General features: G+C 58.9%; 16 protein-coding genes. All 16 read left to right on the top strand.

Going from position 1 to position 18,362, the window contains the following annotated elements:
• Positions 1–555 precede the first annotated feature (555 nt).
• The 16 genes from gspD (at position 556) to V1290_RS10665 (ending at position 18,343) form a co-directional block, all read left to right on the top strand.
• Complete coding sequence (gene gspD / locus V1290_RS10740) at positions 556–2,739, top strand: type II secretion system secretin GspD (protein ID WP_442894980.1); 2,184 nt, start codon at positions 556–558, stop codon at positions 2,737–2,739.
• On the top strand, positions 2,739–3,962 hold the full coding sequence (locus V1290_RS10735) for a type II secretion system F family protein (protein WP_334364382.1): 1,224 nt from the start codon (positions 2,739–2,741) through the stop codon (positions 3,960–3,962). The genes gspD and V1290_RS10735 overlap by 1 nt, the downstream gene beginning before the upstream one ends.
• Positions 3,959–4,420 (top strand): GspH/FimT family pseudopilin, encoded by a 462-nt coding sequence (locus V1290_RS10730; RefSeq protein WP_334364381.1) that lies wholly within the window; start codon positions 3,959–3,961, stop codon positions 4,418–4,420. Before V1290_RS10735 ends, V1290_RS10730 begins: the two co-directional genes overlap by 4 nt.
• Positions 4,421–4,487: 67 nt before the next feature.
• A complete protein-coding gene (gene gspG / locus V1290_RS10725) occupies positions 4,488–4,952 on the top strand; it encodes a type II secretion system major pseudopilin GspG (protein ID WP_334368988.1) in 465 nt (154 codons plus the stop codon).
• Positions 4,953–5,477, top strand: coding sequence for a type IV pilus modification PilV family protein (locus V1290_RS10720; protein ID WP_334364380.1), 525 nt, complete (start codon positions 4,953–4,955; stop codon positions 5,475–5,477).
• A complete protein-coding gene (locus V1290_RS10715) occupies positions 5,402–6,163 on the top strand; it encodes a prepilin-type N-terminal cleavage/methylation domain-containing protein (RefSeq protein WP_334364379.1) in 762 nt (253 codons plus the stop codon). Before V1290_RS10720 ends, V1290_RS10715 begins: the two co-directional genes overlap by 76 nt.
• A gap of 28 nt (positions 6,164–6,191) precedes the next feature.
• Positions 6,192–7,025, top strand: coding sequence for a general secretion pathway protein GspK (locus V1290_RS10710; protein WP_334364378.1), 834 nt, complete (start codon positions 6,192–6,194; stop codon positions 7,023–7,025).
• A complete protein-coding gene (locus tag V1290_RS10705) occupies positions 7,022–7,516 on the top strand; it encodes a prepilin peptidase (protein WP_334364377.1) in 495 nt (164 codons plus the stop codon). Before V1290_RS10710 ends, V1290_RS10705 begins: the two co-directional genes overlap by 4 nt.
• A 16-nt stretch (positions 7,517–7,532) precedes the next feature.
• Positions 7,533–9,296, top strand: coding sequence for a GspE/PulE family protein (locus tag V1290_RS10700; protein ID WP_442894979.1), 1,764 nt, complete (start codon positions 7,533–7,535; stop codon positions 9,294–9,296).
• A 387-nt stretch (positions 9,297–9,683) separates the two neighbouring features.
• Positions 9,684–10,484, top strand: coding sequence for a PilN domain-containing protein (locus V1290_RS10695; RefSeq protein WP_334364375.1), 801 nt, complete (start codon positions 9,684–9,686; stop codon positions 10,482–10,484).
• A gap of 44 nt (positions 10,485–10,528) precedes the next feature.
• Entirely contained in the window at positions 10,529–11,062 is a 534-nt protein-coding gene (gene gspM / locus V1290_RS10690; RefSeq protein ID WP_334364374.1) for a type II secretion system protein GspM, read from the top strand.
• Positions 11,059–11,559, top strand: a complete 501-nt coding sequence (locus V1290_RS10685; protein WP_334364373.1) for a hypothetical protein — start codon at positions 11,059–11,061, stop codon at positions 11,557–11,559. Before gspM ends, V1290_RS10685 begins: the two co-directional genes overlap by 4 nt.
• 1,039 nt (positions 11,560–12,598) lie before the next feature.
• A complete protein-coding gene (locus tag V1290_RS10680) occupies positions 12,599–16,663 on the top strand; it encodes an RHS repeat-associated core domain-containing protein (protein ID WP_334364372.1) in 4,065 nt (1,354 codons plus the stop codon).
• Between the two features lie 5 nt (positions 16,664–16,668).
• A complete protein-coding gene (locus tag V1290_RS10675; protein ID WP_334364371.1) occupies positions 16,669–17,058 on the top strand; it encodes a hypothetical protein in 390 nt (129 codons plus the stop codon).
• A 146-nt stretch (positions 17,059–17,204) separates the two neighbouring features.
• Positions 17,205–17,612 (top strand): hypothetical protein, encoded by a 408-nt coding sequence (locus V1290_RS10670; RefSeq protein ID WP_334364370.1) that lies wholly within the window; start codon positions 17,205–17,207, stop codon positions 17,610–17,612.
• Positions 17,537–18,343 (top strand): calcium-binding protein, encoded by an 807-nt coding sequence (locus V1290_RS10665; RefSeq protein ID WP_442894978.1) that lies wholly within the window; start codon positions 17,537–17,539, stop codon positions 18,341–18,343. The genes V1290_RS10670 and V1290_RS10665 overlap by 76 nt, the downstream gene beginning before the upstream one ends.
• Positions 18,344–18,362: the final 19 nt, after the last annotated feature.

Genomic DNA, 18,362 nt, shown 5'->3' with positions numbered 1-18,362 from the left:
CTGCGAGGCTCTGTACTTCGATGCAATGGTAAGAAAGATTGCAGAGCCTCTTCTCGGAGAGTGCATCACGTTCTGATTCGGATTGCGTCGTTTTCCTCCGGAATAGTTCGTTTTGATTGCTCACACCTGTGCATCCAGCCCGGGTTGCGGCTATGGCCTTTGTCACAGCGTCTCAATGATGGCGTTGCGGAGCGCGGCCTGATCGTCAGCGCTGATTATACCGAGCCGGCGGATGTAACAGTGCACTCAATCATGCGATGGGGCGAAGATCGGCGAGCGTGAGGCCCTTAGCGCCGCATATCATTCCCGAAGTTCTCGGTTGATGGCACCAGGAGTTCATCGACGGTTTGTCGGCTCCTAGAAGATTCATGTGCATTACCTGTGAAAAGATTGCGTCTGTCACTAACCACCCGCTCTGAATGTGTACAAGTGTAGGTAGAGCAAAAATCGGCGCGCCGCTGCGTGGCCGTAGGAGCGGTCGCGTTGGGTACCTGGACTTCCAGTCGTCGAGTTGTGGCGGTCTGTTTTGCACTGAACCTGTCTGCCTGCCAAACGATGGACGGTCAGCCCGCTACGTCGGAATGGAGTTCGGTGCCGCGGCCTGCGGCTGAACATGCCTACGCACAACCATCGCCGCCGACCAGTCGGATGGGCGGCTCGCCGCTGCTGGCCAATACGCGCGGCGGCAATTCGACTATCATCGAAGGTAACGGCCGGTTCATTGGCGAGCCGCCGACGGGCGCGATTGCGCGAGCGTCAGAAGACGTCGCCGATGACGTCACGATAAACCTTGTTAATGTGCCGGCATCGCAAGCCGCCAAGACCATCCTCGGCGACATTCTCTCGGTCAAATACACCGTCGATCCCGGCATCGAAGGCAAAATCACGATCCAGACGCCAAGGCCGGTGGCGCGATCGGCCGTGATCGATCTCTTCCAGGCGGCGCTGCGTTCCAACAACGCGGTAATCGTCAACTCAAAAGGCACCTATCGGATCGCCGCCGCCGATCAGGCCAATGTTGGCGCCAGGATCAGGACGGAGGAGGGTGAGGACGGCGAACTAATCGGGACCGGTCTGCAGGTCGTGCAGCTCAAATATGTCGCTGCCTCCGAAATCCGGCGTTTGCTGGAGGCGATCGTGCCGCGCGGCGGCATTGTCCGGGCCGACGATACCCGCAACCTGATCACGCTATCCGGAAATCGCGAGGAAATCGCCAACATGAGGGAGTCGATCGCGTTGTTCGACATCGACGTCATGAAGGGCATGTCGTTTGCGATCGTGCCGGTCAAGAGCTCGCAGCCGGAGGCTATTACGAGCGAGCTGAAGACAGTGTTTTCCTCGGATCGGGAAGGCCCGATGGCCGGCATGGTGCAGTTTCTGCCGAACAAGCGGCTCGGAGCCATTTTGGTGATTTCGCCGCAACCGCAATATCTCCGCCGTGCCGAGACCTGGATCCGCCGCCTCGATGCGCAGGCGCAGGGCAGCGAAAAGCAGCTCTTTACCTATTCGGTGCAAAATCGCCGGGCGCAGGAGCTGGTGGACGTCCTGCAATCGATGTTTGCAAGCGAGACCGTAGGTTCGGCGGCGCGCCGCAACGTTTCGCCGGCCTATCAGGAGGCGAAGCTTCAGTCCGCGCCGCAACAATCGGGAGGAATAGGCTCCGGCTCCACCGGCATGACGGCATCGATCGGTATGTCGTCCGGCGGATTTGGCAGCGCGGGCCGCGCGCAGCCTGCGGTCGCGAGTGCTCCGGCAAGTTCCGGCCCAAGCTCCGGTTCGACAGTTCAGCTCGGCAACGACGCCACGAGCGATGGGCCAAGGGTCAAGATCGTCGCAGATGAAGCCAAGAACGCAATTTTGATCGAAGCGACTAAGGCTGATTACGTACGTGTGCAGCAGGTGATCAGCCAGCTCGATCTGATGCCCAACCAGGTGCTGATCGAGGCGACGATTGCTGAAGTGACGCTGAACGACGATCTCAAATTCGGCGTTCGCTGGTACATGCAGAAGAAGAATGATGAATACACCTTCAGCGATGCCTTGAACGGCGCAGTCAGCTCGGTGTTCCCGGGATTTTCATATGCGTTGACGGCGGCGAATGTCGCCGTGACACTGGACATGCTGAACAAGATTACCGACGTCAACATCGTGTCGTCGCCGTCGCTCACGGTCATGGACAACAAGCCGGCCATCTTGCAGATCGGAGATCAGGTTCCGATCACGACGCAGTCGGCGACCGGGGTGCTTACGCCTGGCGCGCCGATCGTCAATTCGGTGAGCTATAAGGACACCGGCGTGATCCTGTCGATCACGCCGCGCATCAACGAAAGTGGCCGCGTCCTGCTCGACGTCGAACAGGAGGTTTCCAGCGTGGCGCTGACGACCTCTTCCAAAATCGATTCGCCGACGATCCGCCAGCGCAAGATTAAGACAAGCGTGGTGGTCAACAACGGCGAGGCCCTGGTGCTGGGCGGAATGATCCAGGAAAGCAAATCCGTCGGCCGCACCCAGATCCCGATCCTCGGTGACATTCCGGTATTCGGCAACGCGGCCCGCTACAAGGATCATGAGATCGGCAAGACCGAACTCGTAATCCTCATCAGACCGCACGTCATCCGCAATCTGGATGAGGCGAGATTCATCACGGACGAGTTTCGGCGCTATATCGCAGTCGAAGGACCCCATCGCCGGGCGCGATCGCGCACTGTTGAGCAGACAGGACGCAGGATACTTGAGTGATGCCGACGTTTCGCTACCAGGCATATGGTCATGATGGTCACTTTGCCGAAGGCACTGTCGATGCGACATCGCTAGATGCAGCTAACGAAGCGCTGTGGTCCCAAGGGCTGTCTCCGTTCCAGATGCATACGGCGGATCAGTCCGGCACCAAATGGTGGAATCGTGAAATCACGCTCGGTGGCGGAGGCTCTCGGCGCGGGGATCTCCTTGCCTTTACGCGGGAGTTCGCGATGCTCAATGCCGCGGAAATCCCGCTCGACGATGCTTTGCGCATACTGCAGCAGCAGGCCTCGTCCTCGCGGCTTCGCGAGTTGGTCGAGAGCCTGCTGTCCGAGATCCTGAATGGTATGCCGCTGTCGGATGCCATGCAGAAGCACTCTGCCGTGTTTCCCGCGGACTATATTGCGGTCGTGCGAGCCGGCGAAACGGGGGGGACGCTGGCGGACGTGTTTGTCGAATTGGCCGAACTGCTCGAGAGGAGGGCGGAACTTCGCGCCCGTATCCAATCGGCACTCGTTTATCCCTGCATGCTCGTCGCCCTCAGTCTGGGGACGCTCGCGATCATTGTCGGCGGGCTCATCCCTTCGATTGCGCCGATCTTCAGCCAAAGTGGCAAGCCGATGCCGACGAGCATTCAGGTCATGATGGCGTTGCACGAACGATGGATCGAGATCGCCGCCAGCTTGGCAGTTGTATTTTCCCTGCTTCTTGTCGCCGTCTCGGCTGCGGCGCGCAAGCCGGACGTGCGGCAACGGCTGGACGGTCTCAAGCTGCGCCTGCCGGTGGTCGGGTCGTTTCTGTTGCAGCAGGAAGCCGCACGTTTGACGCGTACCCTGGGCACGATGCTCAAAGCCGGTGTTCCGCTGATCCAGGCGGCCAAGTCGGCATGCAGTGTTATCGGCAATCGTCATATCGCCGCCGGAATGGATCGGGCGATTGAAGCCGTTCATCAAGGCACAGCTCTGCACCGGGCGCTGCGCGCCGAAGCCATATTGCCGGCAATTGCCTTGCAGATGATTTCCGTAGGGGAGGAATCCGGCAAACTGGACCGGACGCTGATGCGGGTTGCAATCATGCTGGAGCGGCAGACGCAGAGCAGCATCGATCGCTTCATGTCGGCGCTCACGCCCGCGCTTACAGTCGGCATTGCGCTGATGGTTGGCGCCCTGATCATGCCTGTCATGAATGCGGTTCTCAGCATCAACGACGTGGTGGGCCGATGAGCGTCAGTGAAGGCAGGAGTCGCTGTGAGGGCTTCACACTGGTGGAAATGCTGGTCGTGGTGGCAATCATTGCGCTCACGACGACGTTTGCGGTGCCCTTGCTCTCCGGCGGTTCAGAGGGCTTGCGTCTGGATATGGCGTCGAGCGAGTTGGCGGCGGCGCTCCGTGTCACACGCTCCGCGGCCATTACGCGCAATACGCAAATGGCGCTTTTCATCGATGTCGATCGGCGGACATTCGGATCGAATGTGATCTCGGAGCGACCCTTTGCTCCGAACATAGAAGCCAAATTGACCTTCGCTTCGGCAATGCAGTCTGCGGCTTCGAATGGCGGCTTTCAATTCTTCCCGGACGGCTCTTCGACCGGGGGTGACGTGACACTGTCGTTGCGCGGCAAGCAGACCAAGCTCTGCGTCGATTGGCTCACGGGGACGGTTCGGAAGGGGCCGTCTTGCTGAACGCAAAATGAGGGACGATGCGATGCGACTGACACAATTGGTACATGCAGGCCTTGCCAGTTTGGCGATGCGGCTTCAGGAGCGGAAGCGAGGAAACCATCGTGACCGGCAACGCCGCTCCGAGGCTGGATTTACGCTGGTCGAGATCCTGGTGGTGGTCGCCATTATCGGCCTGCTCATGGGTCTCGTAGGCCCCAGGGTTCTGAACTACCTTTCAGATTCGAAAGTGAAGACGGCACGTATCCAGATTCAGGGGTTCTCCGCAGCTCTCGATCTCTACTACCTGGACAATGGTCGGTACCCGACCGCGGCAGAAGGACTTGGCGCCTTGACGCAACGGCCAGACGGCGCAGCGTCGTGGAACGGGCCATACCTGAACGGCAATGCAGTGCCTAAGGACCCTTGGGGGCGGCCGTACGTCTACAAGTTTCCGGGCCAGCAGGGCGCCTATGAAATCATTTCGCTGGGACCGGAAGGGCGCGAGGGTGACAGCTCGGTTGTAACGGCAAGCGCTAGCAGTAGACAGCAATAGATGACGACCATCGGACAACGAGTGGTGAAGATGTGCCGATCTTCGCGGGCAAAAGGGTCCCGCGGCTCGTTGCGTCGTTATCAGCCGCTACCGCCACAGCGGCCGCGCGTTCTGCGCAATTTGATGGACGGCACCGCGGGCGAAGCTGGCTTCACCTTGGTCGAAGTTATCGTCGCACTGGCCATCCTTTCGGCCGGGCTGGGCCTGCTACTGGGATTGATTTCGAACAGCCTGCGCCAGACAGCGTCCGCGGAGAGGATGGCGGAAGCCAGTTCCTTGGCGCAGTTCTTGATGGAGGAGGTCGGTACAGTACTGCCGATCAGGCCAGAAGCGCGCGACGGCCAGTATCCCAATGGATATCGGTGGCACTTGAAAGTGCAGCCGTATGATAGCGCAAGGGAGAGCGAAGAAAGACCTGTCGGACTTTACAGGATTTCGGCGGAGATCGAGTGGGAGCAGGGGGCGGAGAGACGATTCTATGCCTTGACGACATTGCGTCTTGGACCAAAGGACGCGCGCCGATGAGTCAAGGTTCCGCGCCGACCGGGCATGGAAATGATGGCGAGACGGGCTTCACGCTGGTCGAACTTCTCGTTGCGCTGGCCTTGTTCAGTCTGCTCACGGGGCTGCTGTTCGATAATGTGCGATTTGGCTTGCGCGCTTGGCGAAGCACGAGCGCCAACACCGAGCAGGTCGAGCGCAGCATGATTTCGCAGGACCTGCTGCGGCGTACGATCGGCAATCTCTATCCGATGACGATCGCAAACAGCGGAGTTCAGCCGCAGATTGATTTTGAGGGCACGAAGGAGAGGATCAGCTTTCTGGGAAATGCTCCGATCGCGTTAAGTGCGGGTGGCCATTTCCGCTTCAATATTCTCGTGGAGCGAACACAAGAGCATGCCGATCTGGTCATGGTTTCAACTCCCGAACTTGCCAGCCGCGACGACCAGTCCATGACAAGAAGGACATTGCTGCTTTCCGGCATTGATTGGGTGGAATTGTCCTACTTCGGAGAGACCGCGACGGAACGAAAGCTTCAATGGCATGAGAGCTGGACGAAGCAGAGCGATGTGCCCAGGCTTGTCCGCCTTCGCGTGGGATTCCGTTCTGGCGACGCGCGACTATGGCCAGATCTCCTGGTCGCGCCGCGCATTCTTGCAGACGTGAACTGCATCTACGATCCAATCACCATGCGGTGCCGTGGCAGGTAGGCCGAACGGAACGGTAGGAGAGGAAGGCATGCCTGTCGTCTCTGTGCTCTGGGGATTGGGCCTGTTGGCAGCAATTGCCCTCTCGCTGCTATGGAATGGCAATATGGCTTACAGCCTTGCACGCAATGGCATGGAGGCGGCGAACATCAACTTGATAGCGGAGGCGGGTGTCAGTCGCGCAGTCGCCGGGATGCTCGAGGTGCGTGCCGACCGCCGCTGGCGGACCGATGGCAGTACACAGGAGGTCGAGTTCGACGGAACAACAATCAGGATCTCGATTCAGGACGAGTTGGGTAAGATCGATCTCAATCAGGCAGAAGTTTCGCTGTTGACGAACTTGTTGCGGTCGGCCGGCCTCGAACCTAGCCCTGCCAGCGCTCTTGCCGATAAGGTCGTGGATTGGAGAACGGCGAATTCTCTCAAACATCTGAATGGTGCGAAGGAGCAGGATTACCGAGCGCTCGGAAGTGGATACCGTCCTCGCAACGGACCCTTTCAGAGTGTCGATGAACTCATGCTCGTGATGGATATGACGCCCGCGCTGTTCAGGCGGATAGAGCCCGCTCTGACGGTTTATTCGGGCCGCCAGTTCCTCGATCCGCAGGTGGCGCCACGTGAAGCGTTGCGCGCGCTCCCGAACATGACGCCCGATGGCGTTGAATCTGCATTGGCTGCCCGCGCAAGCCGGCAAGCGACGATGGAGCGCTCAACCGGCGATGTCACCACGTCGCTACGGGGGCGCGCCTTCACAATCCGGACGGAGTTTGAGAGGTCAAACAGAACGTTCGTGCATGAGGCCATCGTCCGGCTTACGGAAAATCCAAATCAACCTTATTGGTTGCTGAGCTGGAAGGCCAAATGAGCATTGCCCTGTCGGATCCGCTGGTCGTTTCGAGGGTGGCCTTTGGCTGCGTGCTGCTTACGACCGTCTTGACAATGGCCGTGATCGACTGCCGGCAGATGAGACTGCCGAACAGTCTCAATGCGATGCTGGCCGCTGGCGGAATCGGTCAGGCGATCTTTGTCGGCCATCCCGAGCTCACTGACGCTCTCCTGGGGGCAGTGCTCGGATTCGCCGTCCTATCGATGATAGCCGCTCTGTTTTCCTACGTTCGAGGCGTGGATGGGCTCGGATTGGGCGACCAGAAGTTTGTTGCTGCCGCAGGCCTCTGGATCGGATGGGAGGGGATCGCCTCGATGTTGCTGATTGCATCCTGTACGGCGCTGATTTTCGTCATGATCCGATCGGCAAGGGAAAGGAAGCTGGATAGGACGGCACGCGTGTCATTTGGCCCGTTTCTGGGACTTGGTACCGTGGTGTGTTGGCTGGCTGCTGCGCTCACAAGCTCTTGACGCAAAAGGATTGGCGATGCTCGGGGATCGAAATGCAAGAAGGGAGACGCAGGCGCGGCCTGTGGCGCTATCAGTAGCCGCGAATCCAGACGATATTCAGTTCGAGAAAGGATTCGCTGCCTTTCTCCTCGCAGAAGGTATCATCGACCATCTCGTTCTTGAACGTGCTACGAGCGCAGCGCATAAGACTGGCGAGCGACTGGATCGCGTCCTGACCAAGCTTGGGCTGGTCTCGGAAACCAATCTCGCCTCCGCGCTCTCAAAATTCCTGTCCCTTGAAATGGCGCGCCCCGGCGACCTCCCGCTCGAGCGGATTCTCCCCGATGTGATCGAGGCGGATTTCGTGCGCCGCAACCGAGTTCTGCCATTGGCGCTCGAAGAGGGCGGACTAACCGTCGGCGTAACGGATCCTCTCAATGTCGAGCCGTTGCGTGCGCTTGCTTATCTGACCAGTTTGACTGTCAATGTCAGGATCTTTGCGCCAGCCGATTTCGAGAAGGCGCTTGACGCCCTGTATGCAGTTCGTGCCGGTCATCTCGATAGCCGCTCACACGGAGGTGGGGAAGCGAGCGAACTTGACGTCCAGCGCTTGCGCGATATCGCGAGCGAGGCGCCGGTTATCGGGCTCGTCAATCAGATTATTGCCGGTGCGGTGGAGGCGCGGGCCTCGGACATTCACATTAAGCCCAACGTTGACCAGGTCGTCGTACGTTACCGCATCGACGGAATGCTCCGGACGGCGCAGGTGCTGGAGCCCTCGCTACGCGCGGCCGTTACATCGCGTTTCAAGATCATGGCGAAGCTCGATATCGCCGAACGACGCTTGCCGCAGGATGGTCGCATCAAAATAGCTATCCGAGGCATTGACATCGATTTCCGCGTGTCGACCATCCCCACAATTTTCGGTGAAAGCGTGGTCCTGCGTATCCTCGATCGTACCCGGGTGGCACTCGACTTCGTCGAGTTGGGCTTCTCGACCGATCAGATTTCCGCACTCCAAGGCCTGTTGCAGGAACCCAACGGAATTATTCTGGTGACCGGGCCGACGGGCAGCGGCAAGACGACCACGCTTTACACGGCTCTTAGTTCGCTCAACAGCGCAGAGCGGAATATCTTCACGGTGGAAGATCCAATCGAGTATCAATTGACCGGTATCAACCAGGTGCAGGTCCAATCGGAAATTGGACTGGATTTCCCGCATGCGCTGCGCGCGATCCTTCGCCAGGACCCGGATGTCATCATGATCGGCGAAATCCGCGACCTGGAGACAGCGCGCATTGCCATCCAGTCCTCTTTGACGGGTCATCTGGTTCTATCGACGCTCCATACCAATAGTGCTGCCGCGGCGATTACGCGCTTAATCGACATAGGCGTCGAGAACTACCTGCTGGCATCGACAGTCAAGGGCGTGTTGGCGCAGCGGCTGGTCCGAAAGCTTTGCCGGCACTGCGCCCGTGAGCATGATCAGGCCGACCATTGGACAAGGGAACTGGCGCGTACGGTGCCCGGAATCGAAAGATGCGGCAAGCCGACCATTCTGATGGCGAGTGGCTGTAGCGAATGTGCGGGCGTCGGGTTTTCCGGCCGTTCAACGATTGCCGAGGTGTTACCGATCGATGCTGGCGTGCATGGTCTCATTCTCTCGAATGCGTCTGACGATCAAATCAGCAAGACCGCACGGGCAAGCGGCATGCTCAGCATGTATGAGACGGGGGCGATCCGGGTATGGCGTGGAGAGACCACGATTGACGAGGTGTTGCGTGCGACTCGAATGGGATAGCAGTGGAGGCTGCTTGGTAGGCAAGCGAAATGGACTCGGGGGGCGCGGATGCAGCTTTCGTTGAGTCGGCCGGATGTTGCGTTGCTATCGAAGCTTCTGAATCGCTTCGGGCGATGGTGGGTAAGCGAGTTCTTGGACCTGATTCCCGAGCGATACGCCGAATTCTTCACCGGGCGCGGGCGGCCGCGGCTGATGATCTCCGGCGGTCCCGGAGGAATTGCGCTTGAACTACTGGGCGACGCATTCGCGCCAATCGCTTCCGGGCGATCTGCCTCCGGGAGCGATCTCCTGCCGGAGATCGACCGCTTCCTGCTGCCCCGGGGCCTGAAGCGAGCAGACGTCGATCTAGGACTTCGGCTGCCGGCGGAAAACCTCTTTGAGAGGCGGGTGTTCCTGCCGGCCGAGGCGGCTAATGCTATTGATGATGTCGTTGTCCAGGATCTCAGGCGGAAGACGCCGTTCAAGGTTGACGATATTTATTGCGACTACGAGGCGCGCAAGATTGCGAGTGGCGAAAGGATTGAGGTGCATCAATGGATAGTTCGACGTCATTTTGTGCATCTAGCCCTGTCGCAGATCCGTGTCGATGTCGAAGATCTTGCATTCGTCGCGTTCGACTACACCGACGGCCGATCCCCAGTCGCGATTTCCTTGCGGCGCACGGGTGAAGCGCGAAGTTCGTGGAGGCACAAGCTGGTGCCTGTCTTATGTTGCAGTGCAGTTGGTCTCGCGCTGCTGTCGGGGGGCCTGAAGTATCTGAATCAGCAAGCCACGCTGGACCGTCTCGGTGAAGAGATTGCGGCGATCGGCAAAAAGGCTCAGCACGTGCGCGCGCTTGTCGATCAATTGCACGAGAAGCGAAACGCGTTGGTCCGGCTGCGGGTGCAAAGGAGCGAGGCACCGGGATTGATCGATTTATGGGAGGAAACGACACGGATACTGCCGCCTCATTCGTGGCTGACCGAGTTTCGCCTTGCTGAAACTTCTGGCATGCGCGAGCAGCAAGTAACCATGGTCGGATTTTCGGGTGCGGCGCCAAGCCTTGTCGGGATCGTCGATGGCTCGCGCCTGTTCTTCGATGCGGCGCTAACGTCGCCGGTTGCCTTCGATGCGGCGGAAGGGCGCGAGCGGTTCGCCCTGCAGGCGAAGGTGCGAAGGCCCGCGATGCTCAAGGAAGCCGCGCGATGAAGAGGATATTCGGCGACGCTCAATTCCGCCGCCGGGCGCTCTTTGTGCTCGGCAATTTGACGCTATGCGTTGCGATCGTCGGCTTCGTCGTCCTGCCGGTATGTACGCTGTTCGCGGATCGCGAAAACCGCATCGAAGAGCAAAGGAAAGTGCTCATGAGGCTGGCCGCCATCGCAGCGCAGGCGGCCAATGTCCAGTCGATCGCATCCGACACGAACGCCCAAATGCAGGGGGGAGAGTTTCTTGTTGGCTCGAACGAAAACGTCATCAGCGCCGATCTGCAGACCAAATTGAAGGCGATGGCCGAGGCGGGTGGTGCGAAGTTGCGCGCGGTGCAGGCGCTACCCGTCAAGACTGTTGACCAGATCAGATATAGCGGGTCGCGCATCGAGATCTCCGGTTCGCTGCAATCCATCGTGAGGACGGTCCATGCGATCGAGAGTTCGAAGCCTTATCTCTTCATTGCCGGTGCTACCCTGAGGAGCCCCCCGCCACCGAGGCAGGGCGCTTCAGAAGAACCCGCCGTCCAGGCACAACTGGATATTTTTGGCGCGGTGCAGGCGGGTGGGCAGCCATGAGATGGCGCATTGCTCCAGTCCGTGCGGCCGGCCTGTTGATCCTCTTGTGCGTCAATGCCGGCCTGCTGGCCAACGTGGCGACGCAGCTTGCGTCTGATGGTTCGGCCGTGGCCGACAAAATTGATTGGAACGTTAATCTGACGGGCTCGGTCGCAAATGCGACTAACCGGAGAGCTGTCGAAAGCTACGGGGAAATCCTGGCGCATCCGGTATTGTTCAAATCACGCGAACCCTTCGTCCTCCCGCCGCCAGCACCGCCCAGGGTGGCGGTGACGCCGCCGCCGGTAGCCGCCGATCCCGGTCTCGCTGTTGGCGGCGTGATGATCAAGAACGGGCTCAGCAAGGCGTATCTGTTCAGCAAAGCCGGACCGGGCGGAGCGTGGGCGGGCGAGGGCGAGACGTTTCAAGGCTGGAAGGTCAAGTCAGTCAAGAGTACAGGCGTGAAGCTTGAGCAGACGGGACGATTAATCGAATTGAGTCTTTATCCTCCTGACTGAACCTCACTGAAGTGGTCGCAAGAGTCATGGGATGCGCATTATGCACACTGCTGTTTGTGAACTTCGCATGTCTCTCGGGTGAATTTTCGCCCGATGTTGCTGATCTTCTTTCGCATATGGTTGAGAAATGTCTTTTGGAAAAAGGTGTCGGTGCGATTGACGACGCGCAGAAGTTGATATCTCCTAACGTTGTGTTGATTTGCTTACACACGTTAATATTGGGGGCTGGGAATGTCGATGGGTATGGTTGCCGACGATGGTTGGCGGTTGCATCTGTCCGCCGCAGTGTTGGTTTTGGCGGCGTTTTTTTAAGCCTACCCAACCTTCAGTCATTCTGGAGCGATGACGCTCCCTGACCAGTTCGGCTCGCGATGAGGTGATGTTTGCAACCGTAGCGTCAGCGCGCGTTGCGGTTTCACCGCCGCGCAAGCTGCACTCTGGGGTGGGCGAGCTTGATCATCGAAATTGTGCGGAGTCTCAATCTGATCAGCGATGCTGGCCGGCCAGGCCTGACGTATGCGCGGAATCTTATCAGGGGCGGCTGAATATGACGTGCGTCGAAGCAAGATGGTCTCGTATCGGTCGGTCCTGGGGACGGACAAGTTTTGTGAAAATGTTTCAAGAAAGTCCAATCTTTGTGAGGTTCGGTATGTTGGCGCGAAATACAATTCAGGCCATTACATTCTTGTTTGCCGTCGTGCTGCTCGCCGCAACGTCATCACCAGCAAGCGCAGCTGGACTTGGCTATAGAGGTTGGTGCACAACCGCAGGGGCTGGCGTTACCGTGTGCACGGGTGACCCTATGTCGGCATGCAAGGTGCAACACGATTACTATAATCCCAGTCAGCCTTTTTATGGTTATTATGATGGAAAGTATTGGAACCAAAAAGGCTGTTCATGGAAAACTCCGGGAGGTCCCCTGCCCGCAGGCGTAGATTTCCAATGCGAATACGGCTACAGGCCGATACCCCCGGGAGTGTGTGTCAAGCAAGACGAAAACGCTGAGAATCGCAGCCCCGACTGCCCGTCATCCTGCGGGATGGCCGCCGCCAACAACGGCGGCAACGAGGTTCCCTGCACAATTCGTCCCATCGATCTGATGACTGGCTCGAAGCTTTTTCGCGTCGTCGATTTTGCTACGGCGGACGGATCGCTGTCGCTTGAACGAGTCTACAACAGCATGAGCTATGGCAACAATTTCGCAGCTTCGGCAAGAGCGCCGTGGGGGATCGGCCAGGGTTGGCGCTTTAGTTTTCAGCACGAATTGCACTTTGATAGCAGCAGCCCGTATGTCGAACTCGAAACCGCGGAAGGAAGTTCACTGAGATTTACAGGTAGCACTTCCGGTACGTTTACCGCTTCACAACACGGTTATAGCCTCCCCACCCAAACGGACTATACACTCGAATTTGTCGGCGCCTACCCCTCGACCTGGGCCAATGTGCTGGCGGCGTCCACGCAATGGCGCGTAAGGGATTCCAAGGATCGCGTCTGGACGTTCCAAACGTACTTGTATCCTGCCTCGGGCAAGTACGTAATTGCTTTGCCGACAGCCGTCACGTTCCGCAACGGGCTGCAATGGAGCCTTGCCTACGGCACCAATCACGAACTGATTTCGATTACCGACAGTTATGGCAAATCCATAACGTTCACCTGGTACATGCAGGATACAGCGGCTTTAGGCGGATCCCGTGCGCCCGAGCCGATCGGGATCAAATCCGCGACGTTGCCGGATGGAACAACGCTTCAATATGTTGCCGATTCACTCAACAGCATCATCAATATCAACGATCGCCTGGTTTCGGTCGAGCATCGTGATGGGTCCAACACCTTGCTGGACTCGACCACCTATCTCCATGAGAACGCAGATTTCCCCTACCACGTCACCGGCGTCAAGGATTCATCCGATACGCGGCGCTGGACGGTCGAGTACGACAATCGGGGCCGCGCCATTACCAGTAAGGGTCCAAACGATGCCGATAAGGTCGCTGTTGCCTATGGGACAATAGCTAGCTCGGCCCTGACCCGAACGGTGACGAACGCCCTTGGTAAGCAGACCACATATAAATTTAATTGGTTCGGCGGCAATGTCAGTTTGGCGCGGATCGACGGAGCGGCCAGCGCGAACTGCCCGGCAAGCACAGACCGAACCTATACCCTCGCCACCACGACGAAATTCATTGCGTCGTCGACAGATGCCGAAGGACGGGTAACCAATTACACTCGTAATAGCCGAGGCCTCCCAACGCAAATCATCGGCGGCTATGGGACTGCGAGTGCACGCACGACCGCGATCACCTGGCACTCAACGCTGAATGTGCCAACTCAAGTCGTTGAGCCGAAGCTCACCACCGATTACACGTGGACCTCTGGTCAGCTCACGCAAGTGACGCAGACCGACACGACGTCCCAAACCGTTCCCTACTCCACCAATGGCCAGACGAGGACCTGGGCCTACACCTACGATACCTATGGCTCACTCTTGACGGTCGACGGGCCGCTCAGCGGCATCGGCGACACGGTGACGTACACGTATGACACGTCAGGGTATTTGGCATCTGTGACCAATGAGGTCGGGCAGACCACGACCATTTCTGCGGTCGACGGCCGCGGTCTACCCACCACGATTGTTGATGCGAATGGTGTTACGACCAATCTGACGTATGATTCCGAAAGGCGGCTCAAAACAACGACGGTCGATCCCTCGGGTCTGTCGGCGGTGACGACAATCGACTACAACGTGGTTGGCGACATCACCAAGATCACGCGTCCCAATGGCGCCTATCTGCAGTACACCTACGACGACGCCCGTCGCATCACCAAGGTCGAGGATAACAGCGGCGCCTATGCTGAGTATGATCGCGACAATTTGGGTAACGCCACGGCCCGCCGAATCAAGGACTCCGGCGGGATGCTGCAGCTATCGCAAACCGCCGTGTTCGACGAGCTCGGACGGCTGCTCAAATTCGTCGGTGCTTCCAGCCAGACCTGGACCCATGCCTACGACAAGACCAGCAACCGCGTCTCGGTGACCGACCCGCGCTCGAACGTCTTCGGCTGGACTTTCGATTCCGTGAACCGGCTGATCAGCACGACGGACGAGGATTCGAATACGGTCACACTGACCCGCAACGGCAGGGACGAGATCACGAACTACACCGATCCGCGGAGCCTCAGCACCGGCTATGTCCGGAACGGGTTCGGCGATGTGATCCAGCGCGCCAGCCCCGATTCCGGAATCACGGTCTATAGCTACAACACCCTCGGCAATCCGGTGCAGATCACCGACGCCCGCGGCGTCGTCACCAACCTGAGCTATGACAATGCCGGGCGGCTGCTCACTAAGCAATACCCGGCGGCGCCTGCGGAAAATGTCATCTACACGTGGGACGGCACCGGCGGGGGCAACAAGGGCAAGGGCCGGGTCACCCGGATCCAGGATGCCACGGGAACGGTCGAACGGATCTACAATAGCCTCGGGCAGATGGTCCAGGAAAAGAAGACGACGGGTGCTGCGGTCTACACCGTCGGCTATGGCTACGATCTCGACGGCAACATCACAGGGATCACCTATCCCTCGGGTCGCATCGTCAACTATTCCAGAGACGCGATCGGCCGCATCTCCGGCGTGACGTCGCAGACCAATGCCGGGACCGTGACCTTGGCCGACGGCGTCACCTGGATGCCGTCGGGACCGCTGCAGTCGTTGCGCTATGGCAACGGCTTGACTCAGATCAGGACCTACACGCAGGACTATTTGATCGCCCAGATGCTGGTTACCGACACGTCATCGGGAACCGATGTGGTGAATCGCGCACATGGCCGCAGCGATGGCGTCAACATCACCGACATCGTCGACAATATCGATGCGTACCGCAGTGAAAGCTATCTCTACACACCAAGCGGCCGGCTCGAGAATGCCAGCGGGCCCTGGGGCGTGCTCGGCTATGCCTATGATGCCGTCGGCAACCGGACCCTGGAGTTCCTCAACAACAGCGGCACGGTGACGGAGCAGGTGACTAACCACGAGACCGCGTCGAACCGTCCGGTCGAGGTCACTAGCAACGGAACCAGCGTGCGCACGTTCAGCCACGACGCGGCCGGCAATCTCGTCACCGACAACCGGTCCGGCACGGCCTACACCTACCGCTACAACAATCGCGGCCGGCTCGACCAATTAAGCATCGGTTCGACGGTGACGGCCGACTACAGCTATGATGGGCTCGAGCGGATGGCGATCCGCACGATGCAGACCGCTTCTCCGCCGGTCACGATGCACTACATCTACGATCTCGCCGGGCATCTGATCGCCGAGGCCACCGCTGCCGGCGTCGTCACCCGCGAATATGTCTGGCTCGACGACATGCCGCTCGCGGTGGCGGCCGATCTCGACACCGCCGCGCCGAACCTCTGGTACGTCCACGCCGATCATCTCGACCGCCCGATCCGGATGACGGACAGCGCAAAGTCCGTGGTCTGGAATGCGTTCTTCATGCCGTTCGGCGCGGTCGACGTGATCCTTGGACCCGCATCGAACAATCTGCGATTTCCGGGACAGTATTTCCTGCTGGAGTCGGGACTGCACTACAATTGGCACCGGCACTACGATCCGACGATCGGACGTTACACGCAAGGAGACCCGATCCGGAACGTGCTGGCGACACAGCGGGTCGATCTCGACGGCACCTTCCTGATCGCCTCCGGCGGCATCTCGGGTGGATCGCGGCTTGGATTGCACTTCAACTCGGCGGGCGACTACAATGGCCAGATTGGATCCGAGCTGCCCGAGTTCGTCGACGGGCCTAGCTTGTATGCGTATGCGAGGTCGGCGCCGACGTTCAAGGTGGATAACCAAGGATTAGCGACGTCTTCATCTGAGAATAACCTTTCTAGGAAAACGAACTTAACCTGCGGAGCATATCAAGTCGCTGCGGCAGGAAAATCGCCCACTTTCTGGTGTCAGAATGTCAACTGTGGTGCTCCCCATGGCGGTCTATTTGGTCCACTATGTCCATCATGTAACGGTCGATTGCGAAACGGCGGACCGCCGATTCTGCTTGAGAACGGTCAGATAATTCGCGGACCAATCAAACCATTGGAGTAGTCACGGTGACGAGTGAAGCTGAGAACCTAATCAAAGAAATGCTTCGGACACATGTAGAACTGAACGAACGAAAATCGGTTAGCTACCTTCCCATAAAGACTATCCAAAATGTACTCAACATGACGGTAGATGAATACGTAAGTTTTGCCAAAGCACGCGGAAACGAGATTGCAGTGTTTGACTCAAACAGCTGTTGTATTGGCTCTGGCGCCGTTTACGCATTTCGGCCCGAGTTCTTAAGGATTGTGTTGAATGATAACGCACAAATACTGAGTAGACACCGTTGGCCGACCGCTGAGCGAGCTTTTGTAGAAAAGATATCAAGCGAGTGGATGCCGTCAGATCATGAAGTTACGGAGGTCATCCGTGAAGCTTTCGGTGATCTTCCGGCGTAGGCTGACGAAGTTTTCATCGAGTTGCGAGTTACGGTTCCATCTCCCGCGCGCCTTTCGATAACCCTAATCAAGGCTTCGACCCCGCACAGTGCGTCGCGGTTGGGACGAGTTGATCTATCGTTCGACTGAACTATTGGGGAAACACAATGGCTACTATCTTCGGCACATCAGGCAACGACACGCTGACCGGCACGTCGGCTAACGACTCGATCTACGGCCAGGCCGGCGAAGACACACTGACCGGTGGCCTCGGCAACTACACGCTGCAAGGCGGGCTTGGCAGCGACACCTATGTGTTCAATCTCGGCGACGGCCAGGACACCATCTTGGACTACGGTGCCGGTAGCGGCGAGATCAACACTTTGCAGTTCGGATCGGCGATCGCGCCTGCCCAGGTCAGCGTGAAGCAGTCGGGCTCCGGCGATCTGGTGCTGAGCATCACCGGCACCACACCGACAAGATCACGCTGCGCAGTCAGTTGCTGTCGGCGGCCGGCGGTGTCGACCAGGTGGTATTCGCCGACGGTACGGTGTGGAATCGTGCCACGCTGCTGACGCTGGCGACCGCGCCGACCAGCGGCAATGACACCTTCTATGGCGATTATGCTGCCAATACGCTGAACGGCGGCGCCGGCAATGACACGCTGTCGGGTGGCACCGGCAACGATACCTATCTGTTCAATGCCGGCGATGGCCAGGACACCATCATCGACAATGGTGCCTCCAGCGGCGAACTCAACACGCTGCAACTCGGGGCCGGCATCGTGCCAGGCGGGGTGACGGTGGCTGAGGCCAATGGCAGCGATCTCGTCATCAGCTTCACCGGCAGCACCGACAAGATCACGCTACGCAGCCAGTTGCTGTCGGCCTCCGGCGGCGTCGATCAGATAGTGTTCGCCGACGGCACCGTGTGGAACCGCGCCGCGCTGCTCGCGCTGGCCACCGCGCCGACCAGTGGCAGCGACACGTTCCATGGCGACTACGCCGCGAATACGCTGTCCGGTAGCGCCGGCGACGATACGCTCAACGGCGGTGCCGGCGATGACATCCTGTCGGGTGGTACCGGCAACGATACGACGATCGGAGGCGCCGGCAACGACACCTATCTGTTCAATCGCGGCGATGGCCGCGACACGATTCTCGACAACGACACCGGCAGCAGCGGCGAAGTGAACACGTTGCAGCTCGGTTCCGGCATTGCCATCAGTGATGTCATCGTGACCGCAGCCAATGGCGGCAGCGACCTGGTGCTCTCCATTGCCGGAAGTACCGACGCGGCATCCTGAAAAATCAGCTGCTCGCAAA

Source organism: Bradyrhizobium sp. AZCC 1578 (genome assembly GCF_036924675.1).
In the GTDB taxonomy this organism is placed as follows: Bacteria; Pseudomonadota; Alphaproteobacteria; order Rhizobiales; family Xanthobacteraceae; genus Bradyrhizobium.
Note: the sequence above shows the minus strand (reverse complement) of the source record. Positions and strands in the feature narration are given on the sequence as shown.